This is a genomic window from Peribacillus sp. NPDC097198 (genome assembly GCF_044762055.1).
In the GTDB taxonomy this organism is placed as follows: domain Bacteria; phylum Bacillota; class Bacilli; order Bacillales; family DSM-1321; genus Peribacillus.
Genome location: NZ_JBIWDO010000009.1, coordinates 1 through 20,748 on the forward strand (window position 1 = coordinate 1; position 20,748 = coordinate 20,748).

Genomic DNA, 20,748 nt, shown 5'->3' on the forward strand with positions numbered 1-20,748 from the left:
GGTGATTTAACTGACAAAAGCCCATTCGTTATGTGGATTACGAAAATGTCAGCAAACCGCGGTTTAGATGCGGATACCGATACATTGATGGTGCTAGAACATCTTGCTTGTAATGTTGTGCATCAAAGTGAGGATGCAAAAGAAGGAGTTCAAGCGTTCCTGAACAAAAAGAAACCGGTGTGGACTGGATTGTAAGAGTTAGGAGGAAAAAAATGATTAAATTTGTTGTCTTAGCACGACGTCCGAGTGATTGGGAAAAGGAACGTTTCTTGGAATGGTGGCGTGGTCCTCATGCAGATATGGCTAAGAAATTACCAGGGGTGTTAGCTTACACTCATGGAAAGGTAGAAAAAGATTTCGATCAACGTAATGGGGAACCGGAATGGGACGGACTTGCGCAACTTTATTTTAAGGATCGGGAAGCCTTAAATCGAATGTTGATATCACCTGAGTGGGTAGCTGCAGTTGAGGATACAGCATCAATGGGAGGGAAGCGAATTGCATTGATTATGGATGAGGTGGATTTATTGGCTGAAGAAATTGGTACAGCTACACAACCACCTAGAGCAGCTTCCCGTAGCTCTCGATTTGTTCTCGATACGTTTGATTTACGCGGGAAAACAGCGTTGATAATGGGGGGGCACGGGGTATTAGCTAGTACTATGGCTAAAACACTTGCAGAATTAGGCTGTAATGTTGCCTTAGCTGCTCGTAAGGAATCTCTATGCGTTAGTTTGGCAGAGGAAATAACCAAAACTTACAATGTAGAGGCGATTGGTCTCCGTTGTGACATTACCAATCAACAAGAAGTAGAAAACACAGTAACGGAAACTATAAACCGCTTTGGCACCATAGATATTCTAATTAATAGTGCAGGAACGTTTTGGTCGGGTCCGCCAGAAGAGATTCCTCTAAATGGCTGGACTAAAGTGATTGATGTAAACCTAACCGGAACTTTCCTATGCTGTCAATCAGCTGCAAAACATATGATTAAAAATGGCGGAGGAACCATCATTAATATTACTTCTTCGGGAGGGCTAATGTCCTTCCCGCCGGAAGCCGGTGAGGTTGTTCCTTATACAACGTCAAAAGCTGCTGTGATAAAGCTAACCCAGGACTTGGCTGTAAGCTGGGCGCATTATGGAATTAGAGTTAACAGCCTTGCACCAGGATCCATCGACTCAGGTTTCACGGAAGAAATTGATGAACAACGACAATCCTGGTTACGTAACCGTATACCTATGGGTCGTTTTGGAAGATCAGAAGAAATTTCAGGAGCTATTGCCTTCCTTGCATCAGAGGCTTCCAGCTTTATGACAGGTCAAACACTTGTTGTTGATGGTGGACAGACGATTGGATAGGAGGGGTCCTTTTGATTAATGAAATCGGTGATATAACATGGGGGACAGAAAGCCTCTGGAAACAGTTCGCCAGGTGGTTTGAAATGGACCCAGAATCAGTAGCGGTATTTGATGGGGAAAGTCCGATAAAGCGAATTGACATTTACCGTAATGTAATAGTTTTAGCGGATCAGCTGTTACAAGCGGGCATTGGGGCTGGTCACAGAGTTCTTTTTGATTCACATACATCAGTTGATACAGTTGTTATTGGACTTACACTTTCCAAATTAGGAGCAATCATCTGTCCGGTTAATTACAAGCTTGCTAACAAAGAACGCCAATTAATTCTCGAACGACTACGTCCAACTGCTTATCTTAGCCAAAGGAAAGAAAAAGCTGCTGTCGAGTTAGTTGGGTTGAAACATATGTACCTGTATGTACAGCCATCTCCGATTGTAGAGTCAACTTCGGAAGAGGAAACGGTTTTAATCGGCTTTACTTCAGGAACTACGGGTGTTCCCAAAGCAGTGCCACATACTGCTAGTTCACTTAATTATGCAAGTAAGTTTTGTTCAAGCATTGTTGGTTTAAGGCAGGGTGAGCCAATCATGGCTATTTCGCCTCTCACCTCTGCTGCCGGATGGACATTTAACGTTCACATCGCGCTGTCTATGGGACATCCTTTAATTCTTATGGGAGAATGGAATCCACTTAAGGCACTTGAACTAATGGATTTGCATAAAAGTGCTTGGGGGATGTGTGTACCAACCCATCTTCTTCTAATGATGGAGGCAGTCCACTCAGGACAATGGACCCGTCATCTTCCTTCGATGAGAGCCTTATCAGTAGGTGGTAGTCCTAATTCCGTAGATATCGTCATCAATGCAAACAATTTACTAGGTATTCAAGTACTCCGCATGTATGGAATGTCTGAATGCTTAGGACATGCATCAATCCGTTTAACTGATTCCGAAGAGCGTAAACTCATTTATGATGGCGTACCATTTCCAGGAACTCATTTGGAAGCGTATGACAGTGAAGGGAAAAGTCTGCCACGAGGTGAAATTGGAGAGGCAGGTGTCCGAGGTCCATCTCTCTTTAAGGGCTACTTGCCAGGACTAGGTGCAGAACAAAATAAGCGAACGTCAGACGATGCTTTTTTAACGGGGGATTTAATCATTCGTGATGAGGAAGGATTCATTAGGGTTGTAGGAAGAATTAAGGACCAAATTATTCGTGGGGGATTTAAAATTGATGCAGCAGAAGTAGAAACGGCCTTGATGACACATCCGGCAATTGTTGAAGCAGCTGTTGTTAGTCGTCCAGATAAACTGCTAGGTGAACGAATCTGTGCTGTTGTATCGGTCCGAGCTAATCATGAGTTAATCTTAGATGACATATGTTCCTGTTTAAAAGAAATTGGGATTTCTAAAGCTAAGTGGCCAGAGTTTTTATTTATTGTACCATCTCTCCCAAAAACCGATTTTGGTAAAGTGGATAAAAACCGGGTGAGGGAGATTGTCTTAAAAGAAGATCAAACTCATGCTTAAATCTATCGAAAAATAATTAGACTTGCTCATAAGATTCTTTTACCTATCTGTAACTGGTATTTCCTGAAAAAGTAGGATGTGTTAATCGGTAGATGCAATACGTAAACAGATGGGTAGTGTGGATATTGCTTTTAATGTTCAAAAGTAGAAGTGAATTTCTGACCAATTTTAATAAACAATTAAAATAATGGTCTTTTGGACAAGTTAGTTCCATTTTCGATAAAGTGTTAGCAGCTGCTGCACAGGTTACGATCTATTAGTGTTGCCATCGAAAACTTCCTTTATCTTAATCTAGTATAGCTATCGAATGCTAGAGGAACATAACATGAAGTTTTTGTACCTGTTTTAATAACCTGATTTGGAAGGAAGGAAATTGTTTTGGTTTCGAATATAAAATATGACTTAAAAGGACCAGAAGGTGCATCAGAAATTCTGCTTTTACATGAACTAGGCGGGAGCCGTTCTTCTTGGCAGTGGATTGATCCATATCTTGAAAATAACTTCAGGAGAATAATCGTTGACCTGCCAGGTGCTGGCGAAAGCCCCCTTGTCAATTCAGTCATGAGCCTAGATGATGTGGCTCGAAGTCTAATTGATTTATTAGATGACTTAAAGATAGAGACCATCAATTTAGCTGGGGTAGCGTATGGAGCGGTTGTTGCTGCCTATCTTGCTGCAAATTTTCCAGAGCGCATCACTTCAGTCATGCTGATCGCGATTGGACCGCACATTAGTCAGGGGGTTTCTGAGTATGTGTTTAATCGTGCAAATCAGGTAGAAAAGGAAGGGATGGAGGCAGTAGTAAACTATAGCCTGGAAAGTTCCTTTCCGTCCTCTTTCAGAGAACGCTTTCCCGAAATTGTTGCGGATTACAGAAAAATATTTACAAGTAATAATCCTTATCATTATGCCGTTTGCTCTCGTGCAATTGCTGGAGCAGGTACAGTTTTGACCCAACGGATAAAGAGCATTCGCTCACGTACTATCTTAATTGGGGGTATGCTCGATCCATCCTTCACACCTGAGGTTGTTGGTGAGGTTGGTCAACTCTTAAACCCACCTGTCAAACCTACTATTATGGAAGAAGCTGGACACTTCCCGCAAATTCAAGCTTCTGAAAAACTCGCAAATTATATGATAAAATTTTTTAACTCAAGAATATATATCTGATTTTTTGAAAGAGTGGTGATACGAATGTTTGATAAAGGACAGGCAATGTTATTGTGGGCACTAGAGTGTCAGCCGGAAATAACTGCAGAGTGGAACGAATGGTACAATCTAGAACATCTGTCTTCACTAGTGCAAGTGCCAGGATTTATAAGCGGCAATCGATATGAACAGGTAGAATCCTCTTCACTGTCACCTTTAAATCCTAGATTTCCAGCCCCACGATATTTGAGTTTCTATGAGCTTTATGATGAAAAAGTGTTAGAGTCCGAGGCTTATCATATTAACCGGACATCTACAGGTCCAGGAATGCGGCCTGAATGGACAAAACGAATGCTTACTTACATTACTAGTATAATGGGAGGAACTTACAAACCTCTTACTGATACGTGGTTGAGTGATACGGACCGTACAGCTCGAAATGTGTGGGCACTATTTTTTGATCCGGAAGAATATGGAGAGGAGAAATTGGATCAGTGGTACAATGACCAATTGTTCCCCTTATTAAAGGAAAATGAGTTTATAAAGGCTTGCCGTCTAATTGGAACCGAGCAGTCCTCTCCTAAAGTACAAGGAGGCGTACAACAACTCAAAGGCCCTAGGAGGATTTTGCTGTGCTCCGTTCAAGACCAATTTAATCCGGAAGTACAGCAAGCATCACTAGTGGAAGCTTGGAGAGGTGGAAGAGACTTTATCAGTACAGCCCAAGCAGTATTATATAAGAGGATGCCATTATAAGCGACCACTTTGGGAAAGAAAAATAAAGTGGCAGATGATAAGTTACATTAATTAATTGTACATTGAATTTCTAAAGTTCGAATAACACTGGGATCATATAAAAGGTGAATCTTTAAGGATTCACCATATCCAAATTCTGTTTATTTACAAATTAGAATACCTATTCGATTATCAAAACATGAAAGTTGATTCACCTTTTAATATTTAAGATGAAAACCTGATGCAAATAATTAAGGGAAAAACGTAATTATAATACCGTTTTTCGTGGGAGGGTTAACATTGGAAAAAGCGAAAGAGAAACTTCCAGTACAGCCCGGGCTCTTTAATTCTATAAAAGAACCATATGGTCTGGTTGTTTCAAAATGCTCTGAATGTGGAGAAATGGCCTTTCCAAAACAGATTTACTGCCCAGAATGCTGTACAGAAACAATGGAAGAATTTATTTTACATTCTCGGGGGAAATTGAAAAGTTTTACTGGGATTTATTCCCCTACACCAGGATACAAAGGGGAAGTTCCATATACAATTGGTGTCGTTGAATTTCAAGAAGGAATCAGAATAATGGGCCTAACTACAGAAAAGACAATTGACCACTTAGAAGCAGGGATGGAAGTTGAAATCATTTTTGATTTGGCATTTGTGGAAGAAGGCCAAGAATTTATAACGTTTAAGTATAAACCAGTTCCATAGGGAAGGAGGGTTTCTATTGGATGAGGTTGTGATTGCTGGAGTAGGAATGCATGAGTTTGGCCGATTTAATGATAAGAGTTACAGGGATTTAGGTTCAATAGCTGCAAAACGTGCTTTAGCAGATGCTAATATGACCATGAAAGATATCCAAGCGGCTTTCTCTGCAAATGTGTATGAGATTTCCGCATCAGGCCATAACGTACTAGAAAGATTAGGTCTTCCAGGTATCCCTATTGTGAATGTAGAAAATGCATGTGCGAGCGGTGCTTCTGCTTTACGTCTTGCGTGCCAAGCAGTCGAATCAGGGGTTTACGATATAGTCCTGGCAGTTGGGTTTGAAAAAAGCCCAAGGGGATTTTTACATGGTGCTGGATATGATTATTGGCAGGAAGCTACGGGGTTGGGAGCAAATCCCATTTATTTCGCGACAAGTATTCATGAACACATGGTGGAATATGGAACGAAAAAAGAACAATTAGCTTATATTACTTCTAAAAGTCATAAGTATGCAGTTCATAACCCCTATGCGATGTTTAGAAAAGAACTGTCGATTGAAGAGATACTTAATGCACGAATGGTCTCAGATCCCTTAACACTTTACATGTTGTGTGCTCCAAATGATGGTGCAGCAGCTGCTATCATTTGTAAGAAGAAAACGGCCCAAAAGTTTACAAAGAACTATGTCACTATTGCTGCTTCCGTTTTGGAAACGAGACGAAGAGGGGATATGTTCGTACCGGCTGTTTCCGCACCTGTCCACACGTCTTATCCAACACTTGCTGAACGAGCAGCTCACGCAGCTTATGAGATGGCAGGAATTAGTCCTGAAGAAATTGATGTAGCTGAAATACAAGATGTGGATGCAGGTTCTGAGATTATCTATTCCGAAAGATTAGGTTTTTGTCCGATAGGAGAGGGAGGGCCGAGAGCTCAGGTTGGCGAGACTTCCATCGGAGGCAGGATTCCTATAAATGTTAGTGGTGGAATTCTTTCCAGGGGTGAACCTGTTGGGGCATCTTCTCTTGGACAAATTGCTGAGGTTACTTGGCAACTAAGAGGAGAAGCGGGTGCTAATCAAGTAGAAGGAGCGAAGGTTGCATTATGTCATAGCGAAGGGGCAGGAGGGAACTCCTGTGTCACCATCTTAAAAAGATAGGGGGAAAAGTAAAAATGATTGATTCTAAAACAGCATCTAAAAATAGTCGAGCGGGAGGAAGAATAAGTAAGAGCTATCTGAGTGAAAATCATGAAATATTCAGACGTGCTTTAAAGAAGTTTTTAGAAAAAGAAGCAGTACCATACTTTGAACAGTGGGAGAAAGAAAAAAAGGTCTCGCTTTCCTTCTGGAAAAAGATGGGGGAACAAGGTTTTCTTTGTCCATGGGCGGATGAAAAGTATGGCGGGGCTAATGCAGACTTTGGATATTCGGTAATTATCAATGAAGAGTTGGAAAGAGTCGGTGGCGGGTTAGTGGGAATCAATAATCATAATGACATTGTAGTCCCGTATATAAATACATTTGGAACTGAAGAACAAAAGCAACGTTGGATTCCTAGATGTATTACAGGCGATATCATTACTGGAATTGCAATGACTGAACCAGGCGGAGGTTCTGATGTTGCAAGTTTAAAGACTACAGCGGTTAGAGAAGGTGATTACTATATTTTAAATGGTGAAAAAACGTTTATTACAAGCGGCATTGTAGGAAATTTATTTGTGGTTGCCTGTAAAACGGATCATATGGCTACACCTGCACATAAAGGAGTAAGTCTTATTGTAGTGGAGAGCAATACGCCTGGCTTTTCTAAAGGACGCCAGTTAGAAAAGGTTGGCCAACACTCTTCGGATACATCTGAACTCATCTTTGATGACGCTCGTGTACCAGCTGAAAATCTATTAGGAGAAGAAGGTAAAGGATTTTATTACTTAATGGAAAAACTTCAACAAGAGAGGTTATTAGTTGCTGTTGGGAGTGTGGCTACAGCAGAAAAAATGCTTGAAGTCACGATTGATTATGTTAAACAGAGGGAGGCTTTTGGAAAAGCAATTAGTAAACTGCAAAATACACAGTTTAAAATAGCCGAAATGGCAACCGAGATTGTTATTGCAAGAACCTTTGTAGATGATTTAATCGTTAATCATATGGAGAAAAAAGATGTCATTACCCAAGTTTCAATGGCAAAGTGGTGGATTACCGAGATGACAAAAAGAGTTGCTACTACCTGTATGCAATTACATGGTGGTTATGGATTTATGGAAGAATATGAAATTGCTAGACGGTTTAGAGATGTTCAAGCAACTACCATTTATGCCGGTACAAATGAAATTATGAAAACCATCATTGCAAAGCGAATGGGCCTCTAAGGGCTAATATCACTGATAACGACCAAATTTATATTAGTATAAAAAATTCAGATGAGCGTTATTTGTTGTTGATTTCATTGACGGTTGCTTGACCAATAGCGACCGTCAGGGTCCTTTTCTATCAAACTACAAAATTCCTTTACTTCTAAATATATATCCCTATCATGATTAAAACAACTTTCCGGGAGGGAGCACTACAATGGAAAATGAGGCGGTCATAATGCAAGTAAATAATGGGATAGCCACAATAACTCTGAATGAACCTAATTCTCTAAATGCCCTTTCAGGTGCAATCATTGAGAAGTTGAACCATTTCTTCAATTCTATAAAAAATGATTCTTCTATTCGTGCTGTTATTTTAACAGGAAATGGGAGGTCCTTTTGTGCTGGTGGTGATATAAAAGGGTTTTCAAAAGTGACTTCTGCAGCCAGCGGGAGAAAATATATGCAAAAGCATAGTTCCTTTCTAAAGGAATTGGTTAATATGGAAAAACCCGTAATAGCGGCGGTTAATGGATTTGCTATCGGAGCGGGCTTCAGTATTGCAATCGCATGTGATATTGTGATTGCCTCGTCTAAGGCCAAATTTGGATTGAATTTTAATAAAGTTGGCCTAGTTCCTGATCTAGGGGCACTCTATCATTTACCAAGAATTGTTGGGATGGCAAGAGCAAAGGAGCTTGCGTTCTCAGATAGAATTCTTTCCGCAAGCGAAGCGAAAGATTATGGCATATGCCTAGAAGTTGTTGAGGAAGATAATCTGTTGAATTTTTGCACCGACTTAGCGAATTCATTTGTCGCTAATCCGCCTATTGCCATTGGGTTAACCAAAACAATGTTAAATCACAGTATGGAATCTTCATTGGAGGATATTCTCAATGAAGAAGCTATGGTCCAAGGGATTGTATTTAATACACAGGATCATCAAGAAGGGGTTCGTGCTTTCATTGACAAAACAAAACCTAATTTTACGGGTTCTTACCAATAAGGTGTAAAATTTTTTCTTTTGTTACTTAGATTACTGATCTAGCCTCGTTGTTTGTAAAGGAGGGAAATTCACTTCTAGTTAATAATAAAAAAGGATGTGAATCAGTGAGAAGATTTAACTTAGAGAATAAAGTGGCAATAGTGACTGGAGGCAACCGCGGATTAGGAAAAGCGATTTCGTTAGCGCTAGCGGAAGCTGGTGCAGATATTGTGATCGTCGGCCGGAATGAAGAAAAAAATAAAGAAGTAGTTGCCGAAGTGAAAGAGTATGGAAGAGCGGTAATCAGTATTCCGACGGACCTTCGGGATATCTCAGCAACCAAAGAAATGATGGGAACAGTAGTTAGACACTTCGGAAAAATCGATATTCTAGTTAATAATGCAGGAATCTCCCATACACAGTTGGCCTTCGATATCTCCGAGAATGATTGGGATAAGGTAATGGACTTAAATGTAAAATCACTGTTTTTCTGTTGCCAATCTGCGGGGAAGGTAATGAAAGAGCAAGGATATGGAAAAATTATCAACCTTGCCTCTGTAGCAGGTGCTGTCGGTGATTATGGGATAGCTCCTTATACGGCAAGTAAAGCTGCAGTAATTAATTTAACAAGGTCGTTGGCGCTTGAATGGGTAAGACATGGCATCCAAGTGAATGCGATTGGACCTGCCTACATTGAAACAGAGTTGAATAGACAAGAGTTAAGCAATCCAAAAATCCGAGCAAAATTGATTGGGAAGACTCCGATGAATCGATTAGGAGAACCAGAAGAAATAACCGGTGCTGTCATTTTGTTAGCTTCGGAGGCTAGCAGTTTTATCACAGGGCAAACGATTTATATAGATGGTGGATGGTTAGCTCAATAAGTATTGTATTCTCTTTGGGGAAGGCAATGTTTCCTTATCATGATATGAAATAAATGAAGAAAAAAACAAAAGGAGGGATAATCTTGTTTGACTTTACCCCAAATGGAGCGCAAAAAGCAATGGTAGATAAAGCAACCGAAATTATGCACAATTATGTTTTTCCAAATGAAAAATATATGATCCCGCATCGTGGATTACCTCAGGAAATTTTAAAGCCATTACAACAAATTGTGAAGGAAAATGGTTTGTGGGCTGGACATCTACCAAAGGATGTAGGTGGAATGGGAATGGGTTTTGTCTCATTAGGATTGCTGTCAGAAGTGATTGGTCAAAGTCCTATCGGCCCATATGTTTTTGGTTCAATGGCTCCTGACGCTGGTAACGGCGAGATTTTAGTTCATGCAGCGACTGAGGAACAAAAACAAAAATATTTAAAGCCACTGGCAGATTATGAAGTTCGTTCCTGTTTTGCTATGACGGAGCCGGAAGTATCAGGTTCTGACCCAAGAACACTCCAAGGAACAGCAATAAAAGATGGAAACGAGTGGATCATCAATGCCCATAAGTGGTTTACCACTGGTGCAGAGGGAGCTGCTTTTGCCATTGTGATGGTCGTAACAGACCCGGAAGCCGAGCCTCATCATCGCACGAGCTTGTTCCTTGTAGATACTGGGACACCAGGCTTTGAGATTGTGCGTGAAGTTCCTGTCATGGGAGATCATTATATAGGAGGACATTGTGAAGTTCGGTTTCATAATTGCCGAATTTCAGAGAATAATTTGCTGGGGAAACGAGGAGATGGATTCAAACTAGCTCAGCTTCGATTAGGTCCTGGGAGGATTACCCACTGCATGCGCTGGCTAGGTGTAGCACGACGGTCCTTGAATGAAATGATAGCCTATTCTTTAACGAAAAAAGATGGGGCTCAAACACTGGCAGATTCGCAAATTATTCAAAACGATCTTGCAGATTCAGAAGCAGAAATTCAGGCTTCCAGATTACTAACACTACAAGCTGCCTGGAAAATGGACCAAGGGGACCAAGCAAGGAAAGAAGTTTCACTTGCTAAGTTATATGGCGCTCAAGTCTTAAATAATGTCATCGACCGAGCTATTCAAAATCTAGGAATGTTGGGATTGACGCCAAATACACCACTAGAAGGGTTATATAGAGAAGCAAGAGCCGCTCGAATTTATGATGGAGCGGATGAGGTACACCGAATGGTGGTTGCTCGACAGGTATTAAAGAATTACCAATCAAAGGAGAAACTATATGAGCAAACTACAAGTCAATGAGATTAATTGGTCCATTGTCGAGGAGTATCTCCGTCAAGAAATACAAGGGCTAAGTTCTTCCCCCCTTGAGGTAAACCAATTCTCAGCAGGATATTCGAACTTAACTTACCTTATTTCTATTGGGGACTGGCAAGGAGTTTTGAGAAGGCCACCATTTGGTCCCATTCCTCCCAAGGCCCATGATATGAAAAGAGAGTTCGAAATACTTGAAAAATTGAATCGTGCTTTCCCGCTTGCACCAAAGCCATATTTATACTGTGCGGACCCAAATATTATGGAACGCCACTTTTATGTGATGGAGAAAAAAGAGGGGGGTGTGTTTGATGAAACTATCCCAAATGAATATGAAAATAAGGAAAACGTAGGACAACGTGCATCAAAAGCTTTGGTTAATACACTAGTCAAATTGCATGCTGTTAATTATAAAACTGCTGGGTTAGATACCATTGGTTATCCAGATGGCTATTTAGGTCGACAGGTGAATGGGTGGATCAAGCGGTTCCACCAAGCGAAAACAAATGATATTCCTGCTGTCAGCTCTTTGGAAAATTGGCTTCTTGATAATATACCACCTTCTCTTTCGCCAACCATTGTTCATAACGATTTTAAATTGAATAATATGATGTTTGCAGCTTATGACCCGGGAGAGGTAATTGGTGTTTTTGATTGGGAGTTAAGTACGATTGGTGATCCACTAACCGACTTAGGTACAACACTTGCCTATTGGACCGAACCCGATGATAAAGTGACAGGGTTATCATCCGTTACAATGAATCCTGGATTTTTTACCAGAAGAGAAATATTAGAACTTTATGGTGAAAAAAGCGGTCGGGATATCACACATATTGACTATTACTTGACTTTCGCCTTTTACAAAATTGCCGTGATTCTTCAGCAAATCTATTATCGTTGGAAAATCGGGGAGGCAAAAGATAAGCGGTTTGGAAAATTGGATATAGGCATCAAGAATTTATTAGAACAAGCCTCTAAGGCGCAGAGAAAAGAAATGCTTCGCTGAGACTCTTCTGTATCCATTAGTTAAGAAAATCATCCAAATTATGATGGGGGTGGAATGACCTTGGCTAACGAGTTATTGAAACCGGAGTTAGAAAATGTAAAAGAAATTTTATCATCCATTTTATGCGATTATGCAGAAGATGCTGAGAAGTCATCCAAAAGAGATAGAAAAGAGTTGTCCAATGAAATCGTTAAACGTTTAAAACAAGTAGTTGATGATTATGGTTTAGATGGAATCGGTACAAATGAGGAATGGGGCGGCACGGAGATATCCTTACTTGATAGAACGAAATTAGTAGAGGAAGCTTCCAAGCACCCATTTGGTCTTTACCATCCAGCTGCAGATGTGTTCGGAGGGGCATTTCCAAGTTTTTTAACTGAGTGTACGAACAAACAGCGGGACTATTTTCTAAAGCCTGCCATGAAAACTGAAAAAGGCTGTTTTATCGCCGTTTGGGAGGAAGCTGAAGATAATGATTTAACCAAATTAACCACTTCAGCTATTCGAGATCAAGACAGTTGGATCATCACTGGTGAAAAGTCCTATATACAAAACCTAGATACATCGGGTTTTGGTGTTATCCTTGTAAATTGTCAACTTGAAAGTGGAGAGCTTAAACCAACTCTTTTTCTATTAGATTCTGTTGACCAATTGGAAAGGAAAGAAATGACTTTAATTGATGTACATTCTGCACACTCTATTATTTTTAATCAAACACGAATTTGTGACAATCAACGTATTGGTGCGATAGGTGATGGAACGAGATTTATAAAACAGTGGTTAGCCGAATCACAAGTTTTACTTGCCGCAAAATGCTTAGGTGTTTCCGTTCAAGCTATTGAATATGGGAAAGAATTCGCGAAAAAGAGGATTACGAGAGGAAAACCGCTTGCTGAATTTCCAACAATTCGAAATATGCTCGGGAAAGCGTATATCTCGTTGCAATCGGCTAGATTAATAGTGCAAGATGCTGCAAAAAGGATCGATAAGAATGAAGAGGATTGGGAGCTAATTGCTCAAACTGCGAAACTTCAGGCTACAGAAACTGCTTCAAAAATTGTGGATGATGTCTTACAAATTCATGGAGGTGCTGGTTTTGCTGGTGACTTGCCAATAGAAAGGTGGTATAAGGAGATTCGAATAGCAAGAGTAAACCATCTTAAATCGGAAACAATTATTGAAAATGTCTCATCTAAAGTATTGGAGTAACAAAAAATAATAAAGTAATAGTTTCATATAAAAGTTATTAAGTATCCATACTAGGAGGAATGTATATGCGTGAAGTGGTCATTATAGAGGGAGTTCGGACTCCTGTTGGAAAACGAAAAGGGGTTCTCAGTTCTATTCGTCCGGACGAATTAGCTGCTCATGTTTTAAACGAAGTAGTAGTACGTGCGGGCATAAGCACTAGTCTCGTAGAAGATGTCATATTGGGTTGTGTAACCCAAATAGAAGAACAAACATATAACATTGCCCGAATATCTGCCTTAATGGCAGGCTTTCCAATTCAGGTACCAGGGACAACAATTGACCGCCAGTGTGGATCTGGTCAACAGGCGATACATTTTGCGGCGCAAGCAATTATGAGTGGGGATATGGATATTGTGATCGCTGGCGGTGTGGAAAGTATGACTCGTGTCCCAATGGGATCATCGCGGAAAAATACCGATTGGAGTGAGATGCTGACTTCTCGCTTCGACATGATCCACCAGGGGTTGTCTGCGGAAAAGATTGCAGACAAATGGGAATTTACCCGGAAACAGTTAGATGAGTTTTCTCTAGAAAGTCATAATCGTGCATTGAATGCCCAAAGAGAAGGAAAGTTTGAAAGGGAGATTATGCCTCTAAAGGTCACACTTGAAGACGGAACAGTTATCAAGGTTAAACAAGATGAGGGTCCACGGGAAGGATCAACCATTGAAAAACTGGGAACCCTTAAGCCAGCATTTGCGGAGGATGGAAAAATTCATGCAGGCAACTCAAGTCAAATGAGTGACGGGGCTGCAGCATTACTACTTATGTCTAAGGAGAAGGCGGAGGAATTAGGGCTTAAACCTAGGTTCCGAATCGCTGCCCGTGCAGTGATTGGTTCTGATCCTATCTTAATGCTGACGGGACCTATTGACGCCACTAAACAAGTATTAAATAAAGCAGGACTAACGATTGAAGATATGGATGTATATGAAGTGAATGAAGCATTTGCGTCTGTTCCAATGTGTTGGTTAGAAGAAATGAAAGCAGACCCTAGAAAATTGAATCCAAATGGTGGCGCAATTGCTTTAGGTCATCCTCTTGGTGCTACAGGTGCTCGTCTTATGGTTTCGATGATGCATGAACTCGAAAGAACTGGTGGTAGATTTGGACTTCAAGCTATCTGTGAAGGTGGTGGGATGGCTAATGGAACTATTATAGAAAGAATCTACTAACATTTAACTCATGCAGGTAATCTATAGGTTTAAATGAGACTCAAAAAGTCTCTAAACGGAAGGGATAAATACTTCCACTTGAAGAAGGATAGAAAATGTGTCAAAGCATTTTATAAACAACGTACAACTTTCACGCATTGTTAATCATAAAATTAAAGAACATGAGGAGTGAGTTTTTGAAAAAAATAATCAATCGCCTTACTGTCATTGGATCAGGTGCTATGGGATCACAAATTGCGATGGTTTCAGCCCTTGCTGGTATAGATGTTTATTTAAGAGATATTAGTGAAGAAAGCCTAAGAAAAGCAGAAGAATCATTGAATGGTCATATGAAAAAAAGAATACTCAAAGGTAAATTATCTTCTCAAGAAGTGGAAGAAGCTTTTTCAAGACTGCATTTTGTAACGTCTTTAGAAGAAGCACTAAACGATACAGAATTTGTGATTGAAGCCATTGTGGAAAATTTGGAAGTAAAACGGCAATTATTTTCCGAAGTAGACAAATTGGTTTCAGAGGATGTGATTATCGCGACGAATAGCTCGACGATTGTAAGTTCGAAACTAGCGGATGCGACAAAGCGTCCACACAAGGTATGTAATCTTCATTTCTTTAATCCTGTGCTAGTAATGGAATTGGTGGAGGTTGTAAAGGGGCTCCATACGTCAAACGAAACAGCGGCCACTGCGGTTGAGTTTGTAAAACAAATCAACAAGACTCCAATTTTATTAAAAAAGGAAATTTCCGGATTTGTCGCTAATAGAATTTTGGGTGCACTAATTGATGAAGCAATTTATTTACTAGAAAATGATGTAGCGACTGTAGAGGAGATTGATCTTGCTTGTAAGAAAGCGCTTAATCACCCGATAGGTCCGTTTGCTTTGCTTGATTTAACCGGAATTGATGTGAATTATTATATCAGACAAATCCTATATGAAGAAACTGGCGACGAATCAAAAAAGCCGCAAAGGGTCATCAAAGAAAAATATTTTAATGGAGAATATGGAAGGAAAACAGGAAAAGGTTTCTATACTTATAGTTAGTAGCAGTATAATCCATTAACAACCCATGAGTTCATCAGTCGGTTGAACAAAAGGATATGCCGTCACCCCAAGAAAGCTAATGATCCTTGGCGAGTCGTTGTAACGTTTATAAAGAGGGCGAATGGATATACCTCTAAAGTTCAATAAGTTCTATAGGGAATACAATTATTTTCACTTGAAAATTCGATACCAAAATAGGCCAAGCACTTTCCCAAAGATGCCTTGGCTTATTTCACTTTTTGAATAATTATTTTGATCACTGAATAGAGAATGAAGAACTTAATGAATATCTCTATGATTATTTCAGGAAAAAGGCTGTATCTAAAAAAGGTTAGCTAGCATGGGTTTGGTCCAATACCGTATTCACACTAGATAATTAATGGTCGAATACATAACTCGTCAGTACATCTTTGGTACTTTTTTCATTAAAGTAGGACTGTTAATCCCATTCAGGTTGTAGAATAGAATAATACTCAGCCTTTTGAAGGGAGTAATGAAAACTTCTAAAGAAATAAGAGAAATCATCAAAAAGGAGTGTATGATTTTCATTGAAATCATACGAATCCAGAAATTTTTCAATAATGGATTGTTGATCTACTAGGTCGAATAATCCTGTTACATAAAGTTGATAGCTGAATTTATCATATAATGAATGAAAGCCTGTATCTTCAAAAATTTGCTTTACTAAATTTAATTCCACCTGTATTCACTCCTTTAAAACAATATACCTTTATATCCTTTTAGCTATTCAAAGATAATGGAATAAATGATTAAATGACATGATATATACTGGAATAATAAACAGAAATGGTATTTACTTTATCACTATCATATTTATATGGTAAGATTGAAAAGATTTAAAAAATAAAAAGTTAGAGTAAAGGAAGATACCGTTGAAAAAACCAGTAAAACTCATAATTGCACTTTCACTCATTATTATTGTTATATTGATGTTTTTTGTGTCTAAGGTAGTTTTTAACTCGGATAATAATTCTGAAGAAGCTGCTGATACGACTGTAATTTCTAAAGATTCAAGTTATCTGAAAGATACGGAAAAAGTATATATAGTCCAGGAATACAATGCAAAGAAAAAGAAAGATATTAAATTTGAACTAAGCTTTATTGGAACATCTAAAGGGTATGATACATGGTATGGAGCGGATACTTATTTAGAGAAGGAAAACAAGTATGGTTTATTTTACGGTGACGATAAACTACTGGCTTACCCGGTAGAGGTGGGAAAAAAGTGGGATGTCAAGCCTTTTACTTTCAACATTGAATCTGTTGATGAAACGGTTACAACTCCGGCTGGAACCTTTAATAACGTCGTAAAGGTTAAAACGACTGAAAATGGTGCAGATGAATACAATCTTACCTATTATGCAAAGGGTGTAGGTCAGATTTTAAAAGAATCTGTTGATTCTTCTAATAAAAAGACCATAAGGTTTGAACTCCAGGAAATAAAAGAAAAGTAATTTTTAAGAGAACCCACAGAGAGTATATACCTCTCTGTGGGTTTTTTTAAAGTGGGGCTGAAGAAAAGGTAACTTAAGTGGTCGTCCTCTAGGTCATGACAGCAGATCTTATATCGTCCAAGTCTTTTTACGTTTAGAGGGTTGTCAGATGGGGATAATGTTCATACAGAAGAGATGCAAAAAAAGTAAAGAACGGAATGAACTAGCCCTAAGCTAATCCATTCCGTTCTTTACTTATATTGATACCTATATTTATTAACGATTTAAATTACTCTTATAAGAGGACCATTCCTACCAATCCACTTATTATTCCAAGAATCACTACAGAGGACACGACAAACAATAGGACTCTTTTAGGGAATGACTTAGCGACAAGTATTAAAGATGGCAGACTGATTGCTGGTAGTGTTAGAAGCAAGGCTGCAGCAGGTCCTCCACCAAGTCCTAAAGACATAAACGTTTGTATAATTGGAATTTCAGCAGCAGTAGGTATAACGAAAAGCATACCGGCTATTGCAAAGATGACAATCGCGATTATACCGTTTGTAGATGAGTCTACTTGAGGGAATAGCCAAACACGCGCAGCCCCAATAAGCAATACAGATAAAACATATGCAGGAACAATGTAAAGAACCATACTTCCTAAGCTTTTTAACCATCTAGAAAGGAAGTTTCCAGTAGTTTCAGTGTCCGTTATTATCTGGTCTATATCAACCGGTTTTTTGTCTTTAACAAAGCGATTAGCTAAATAGCTGATTCCGAAAGTTAAAATCAGTCCGAAAAATAGACGAATTAACGTGAATTTCCATGATAAAACAAATGTCATAAAGACAAGCGTCGCAGGATTGATGGTTGGATTGCCAATCCAAAATGCTAAAGCTGCACCAACTGAGACATTTTTTTTACGTAGTCCAACCGCCACTGGGGCTGAACAACAAGTACACATCATACCAGGGACCGAAGCTAACCCCCCGATGAATGTGCTGCCGAACGATGTTTTCCCAAGCCATTTAAGAAGCAATTGTGTTGGTAATAAGACTTGTACCAAAGAGCCGAGCAGGATTCCTAGTATGGCCGCTTTCCATACGGACGAGAAATAAACCTGTGCATAATCCCAGGCAGATTTCCATGATAGGGTGGCGCTGGACTGGTCTCCCAAAATAGATGTTCCAATGGAATGAGTATCGGCTGCTAGCATCCCTTTTTGATAATAGGGCCACCATTTTATATAAAGTAATCCTACAATAGCGATTACTAAAAATGAAACGATAAACCACAAAGCTTTAGTATTTGACGTGCGTTGTTCAAGTAGTGTAGGTCTTAGCTGTGACATGGTTACCTCCCAATAAAATAAAAAAATTTCAAAAGACAATATATTATACCACTAATCTTTAATTTATTTTGGTGAAATAGTAAATTTCACAAATTTAAGCCTGAATTATGCTTTTATTGACTATGTGTTTTATAATAATTAAGACGAAAAGAAAGGTTGATTTAATTATGACAAATTCAAATAGTGTTAAGCTTACTTCATTATCCTCAAAAGGAGGTTGTGGCTGTAAAATCGGTCCAGCAGACTTGGCTCAGGTTTTACGTGGTTTACCACCTACTCTTCCTAACCCGAATTTATTAGTTGGTTTAGATACAAGTGACGATGCTGGTGTTTATCGTTTAAATGATGAATTGGCGATTGTACAAACCGTTGATTTCTTCACTCCCATCGTTGATGATCCATATTCATTCGGACAAGTTGCGGCAGCCAATGCCATCAGTGATATTTACGCAATGGGGGGAAAACCGCTAACTGCGCTAAATATTGTTGCCTTCCCAATTTCCAAATTGGACAAACAAGTCTTAACTGATATCTTACGAGGTGCAGGAGATAAGTTAAAAGAAGCAGGTGCCACTCTTGTCGGGGGACATTCAATCGATGATAATGAACCAAAATTCGGTCTTGCCGTGACGGGACTTGTTCATCCTGACAAGGTCCGTACAAATGCAGGGGCAAAACCAGGGGATAAACTTATTTTGACTAAACCTATTGGTGTTGGCATTTTAACGACATCGATTAAAAGGGACCTTCTAACAGAGGAAGAAATCGCCCACGTTACAAAAGTAATGTCCACGTTAAATAAAATAGCTTCAGAAACGATGGAATCCTATGATGTCCATGCGTGTACGGACGTTACTGGTTTTGGTCTATTAGGGCATGCTTCAGAAATGTCAAAAGGAAGTAATACCGGTCTTCGTATCCATCATGCCCAAGTGCCAATATTGCCGAGGGTTAAAGAGCTAGCTGAAACTGGTGCCGTGCCGGGGGGAACAAAAAATAACTTTGCCCATCTTCAAGGTGATGTCACTTTCCCAGAAACAATGGATCAGATAGATCAATGGATATTATGTGATGCCGTAACATCTGGAGGACTTTTGATTTCCGTAGCAGGTGTAGAAGCAGATGCATTATTATCCGATTTACAAGATGCGGGAGTGGAAGCCGCAATAATTGGTGAAGTAACCGAAGAGAATCCAGGGCACATTGTTGTCATATAATGAACGAAAAATTTGCTTGGAAGAAATCGACGAAAGCTGATTTCTTCCATTCTCATTTCTCAACGTTTGAAGATATTCAAGTTTTTCTTTCAGATCCAGAAAGGTGGAAACATTGTGTTCCAAGATATTTCAGTTGATGAATTGCTCGATTTAAAGGATAAGAAAGAACTCACGGTAATTGATGTACGTTCCCCATCTGAATATAAAGACGCCACCATTCCTGGCAGTTTAAATATACCGTTTTTTGATGATGCAGAAAGAGCCGAGGTTGGAACGCTGTATAAACAAGTGAGTGCCCAGGCTGCTAAAGAACGAGGTTTAGAAATTATTTCAGTAAAATTACCACAGTTTATAAAGGATTTTGCTAAGATAGAAGGCAAAAAAGCCGTTTTTTGTTGGCGTGGGGGTATGCGAAGCAGGACCACTGCCACTGTCCTATCCTTAATGGGAATTAAAGCCCTTCGATTGGATGGAGGGTATCGTAACTATCGTAACTGGGTGGTAGATCACTTAGAAACGCTGGACATGAAACCCGAAGCCTATGTATTGAACGGATTTACCGGAACAGGAAAAACGACAATTCTGCATCGACTTAGGGAAGATGGATACCCTATTTTAGATTTTGAAGGTATGGCAAATCATAGAGGGTCTGTTTTTGGCCAGATTGGTCTGGAACCGAATAATCAAAAAAAATTCGATTCATTACTTTTCGAGAGTGTCCAAAAAGTTCAGCAATCACCGTTTGTTCTTATTGAAGGAGAAAGTAAAAGGATTGGTAAAGTCATAATTCCAGATTCCGTTTTAGCAAAAAAGGAACAAGGAATACAGGTATTCATCGATTTACCCATAGAAGAAAGAGTTCTTCATATTTTAGAGGACTATCAACCTTGGGAACATGAACAGGAGTGTCTAGAAGCCTTTTTAAGGATTAAAAGACGGATTCATACACCCATTGCTACTCAAATAGAAAATGATTTGAGATCCGGTAACTATTCGTCGGCAGTCGCACTATTACTTGAATACTACTATGACCCTATGTATCAACATACCGCTGACCATTTTCCCGATGATCGAAAAATCACAATCCAGGCTAAAAATGTGGATGAAGCAATTGAAATCATTCGTGAACGGTTACGTGTAAAGCATGGATAAGCAGTAGTGCTGTTTGGGTTTTCCTTTTCCAATCAATAATTGATCGGTTACCTGAATCCTAATTCGTTTTATAATGCAAAAAAGCACACCCT

20 protein-coding genes are annotated in these 20,748 nt (G+C 39.5%); 18 read left to right on the forward strand and 2 right to left on the reverse strand.

Features of this window, described 5'->3' with window-relative positions; all coding sequences use genetic code 11:
- The 15 genes from ACIQXQ_RS15690 to ACIQXQ_RS15760 form a co-directional block, all read left to right on the forward strand.
- Positions 1-195 (forward strand): enoyl-CoA hydratase/isomerase family protein (locus tag ACIQXQ_RS15690; protein ID WP_402958651.1); only part of this gene is annotated, 195 nt, incomplete at its 5' end.
- A gap of 17 nt (positions 196-212) precedes the next feature.
- Complete coding sequence (locus tag ACIQXQ_RS15695) at positions 213-1,361, forward strand: SDR family oxidoreductase (RefSeq protein ID WP_402868805.1); 1,149 nt, start codon at positions 213-215, stop codon at positions 1,359-1,361.
- Between the two features lie 11 nt (positions 1,362-1,372).
- Positions 1,373-2,890 (forward strand): class I adenylate-forming enzyme family protein, encoded by a 1,518-nt coding sequence (locus ACIQXQ_RS15700; RefSeq protein ID WP_402958653.1) that lies wholly within the window; start codon positions 1,373-1,375, stop codon positions 2,888-2,890.
- 378 nt (positions 2,891-3,268) lie between these two features.
- Positions 3,269-4,060, forward strand: a complete 792-nt coding sequence (locus ACIQXQ_RS15705) for an alpha/beta fold hydrolase (RefSeq protein ID WP_402868802.1) — start codon at positions 3,269-3,271, stop codon at positions 4,058-4,060.
- A 24-nt stretch (positions 4,061-4,084) separates the two neighbouring features.
- A complete protein-coding gene (locus ACIQXQ_RS15710) occupies positions 4,085-4,795 on the forward strand; it encodes a hypothetical protein (RefSeq protein ID WP_402958655.1) in 711 nt (236 codons plus the stop codon).
- A gap of 279 nt (positions 4,796-5,074) precedes the next feature.
- Positions 5,075-5,485 (forward strand): Zn-ribbon domain-containing OB-fold protein, encoded by a 411-nt coding sequence (locus ACIQXQ_RS15715; protein ID WP_402868798.1) that lies wholly within the window; start codon positions 5,075-5,077, stop codon positions 5,483-5,485.
- A 16-nt stretch (positions 5,486-5,501) separates the two neighbouring features.
- Complete coding sequence (locus ACIQXQ_RS15720; protein WP_402868797.1) at positions 5,502-6,641, forward strand: thiolase family protein; 1,140 nt, start codon at positions 5,502-5,504, stop codon at positions 6,639-6,641.
- Between the two features lie 14 nt (positions 6,642-6,655).
- Positions 6,656-7,849: an acyl-CoA dehydrogenase family protein gene (locus ACIQXQ_RS15725; RefSeq protein ID WP_402868796.1), complete on the forward strand. Its 1,194-nt coding sequence runs from the start codon at positions 6,656-6,658 to the stop codon at positions 7,847-7,849.
- Positions 7,850-8,048: 199 nt separating this feature from the next.
- A complete protein-coding gene (locus ACIQXQ_RS15730) occupies positions 8,049-8,837 on the forward strand; it encodes an enoyl-CoA hydratase/isomerase family protein (RefSeq protein ID WP_402868794.1) in 789 nt (262 codons plus the stop codon).
- 104 nt (positions 8,838-8,941) lie between these two features.
- Positions 8,942-9,700, forward strand: a complete 759-nt coding sequence (locus ACIQXQ_RS15735) for an SDR family NAD(P)-dependent oxidoreductase (RefSeq protein WP_402868793.1) — start codon at positions 8,942-8,944, stop codon at positions 9,698-9,700.
- A gap of 83 nt (positions 9,701-9,783) precedes the next feature.
- On the forward strand, positions 9,784-10,995 hold the full coding sequence (locus ACIQXQ_RS15740; protein ID WP_402868792.1) for an acyl-CoA dehydrogenase family protein: 1,212 nt from the start codon (positions 9,784-9,786) through the stop codon (positions 10,993-10,995).
- Entirely contained in the window at positions 10,973-12,013 is a 1,041-nt protein-coding gene (locus ACIQXQ_RS15745; RefSeq protein WP_402958657.1) for a phosphotransferase family protein, read from the forward strand. The genes ACIQXQ_RS15740 and ACIQXQ_RS15745 overlap by 23 nt, the downstream gene beginning before the upstream one ends.
- A gap of 60 nt (positions 12,014-12,073) precedes the next feature.
- The gene (locus tag ACIQXQ_RS15750; RefSeq protein ID WP_402958659.1) at positions 12,074-13,222 is read left to right on the forward strand and encodes an acyl-CoA dehydrogenase family protein; all 1,149 of its coding nucleotides are present in this window, start codon (positions 12,074-12,076) and stop codon (positions 13,220-13,222) included.
- A gap of 65 nt (positions 13,223-13,287) precedes the next feature.
- Entirely contained in the window at positions 13,288-14,439 is a 1,152-nt protein-coding gene (locus tag ACIQXQ_RS15755) for a thiolase family protein (protein ID WP_402958661.1), read from the forward strand.
- 176 nt (positions 14,440-14,615) lie between these two features.
- On the forward strand, positions 14,616-15,479 hold the full coding sequence (locus ACIQXQ_RS15760; protein ID WP_402868785.1) for a 3-hydroxyacyl-CoA dehydrogenase family protein: 864 nt from the start codon (positions 14,616-14,618) through the stop codon (positions 15,477-15,479).
- Positions 15,480-15,918: 439 nt separating this feature from the next.
- On the opposite strand, the gene ACIQXQ_RS15765 is transcribed toward ACIQXQ_RS15760, so the two are convergent.
- Complete coding sequence (locus ACIQXQ_RS15765) at positions 15,919-16,179, reverse strand: hypothetical protein (RefSeq protein ID WP_402958663.1); 261 nt, start codon at positions 16,177-16,179, stop codon at positions 15,919-15,921.
- A gap of 193 nt (positions 16,180-16,372) precedes the next feature.
- On the opposite strand from ACIQXQ_RS15765, the gene ACIQXQ_RS15770 reads away from it, so the two are divergent.
- Positions 16,373-16,954: a hypothetical protein gene (locus ACIQXQ_RS15770; RefSeq protein WP_402958665.1), complete on the forward strand. Its 582-nt coding sequence runs from the start codon at positions 16,373-16,375 to the stop codon at positions 16,952-16,954.
- 274 nt (positions 16,955-17,228) lie between these two features.
- On the opposite strand, the gene ACIQXQ_RS15775 is transcribed toward ACIQXQ_RS15770, so the two are convergent.
- Entirely contained in the window at positions 17,229-18,287 is a 1,059-nt protein-coding gene (locus tag ACIQXQ_RS15775; protein ID WP_402958667.1) for a permease, read from the reverse strand.
- Positions 18,288-18,454: 167 nt separating this feature from the next.
- Here ACIQXQ_RS15775 and selD point away from each other — a divergent pair, with 167 nt between their 5' ends.
- The gene (gene selD / locus ACIQXQ_RS15780) at positions 18,455-19,504 is read left to right on the forward strand and encodes a selenide, water dikinase SelD (protein ID WP_402868777.1); all 1,050 of its coding nucleotides are present in this window, start codon (positions 18,455-18,457) and stop codon (positions 19,502-19,504) included.
- A 114-nt stretch (positions 19,505-19,618) separates the two neighbouring features.
- Complete coding sequence (mnmH, locus tag ACIQXQ_RS15785; RefSeq protein ID WP_402958669.1) at positions 19,619-20,656, forward strand: tRNA 2-selenouridine(34) synthase MnmH; 1,038 nt, start codon at positions 19,619-19,621, stop codon at positions 20,654-20,656.
- Positions 20,657-20,748: the final 92 nt, after the last annotated feature.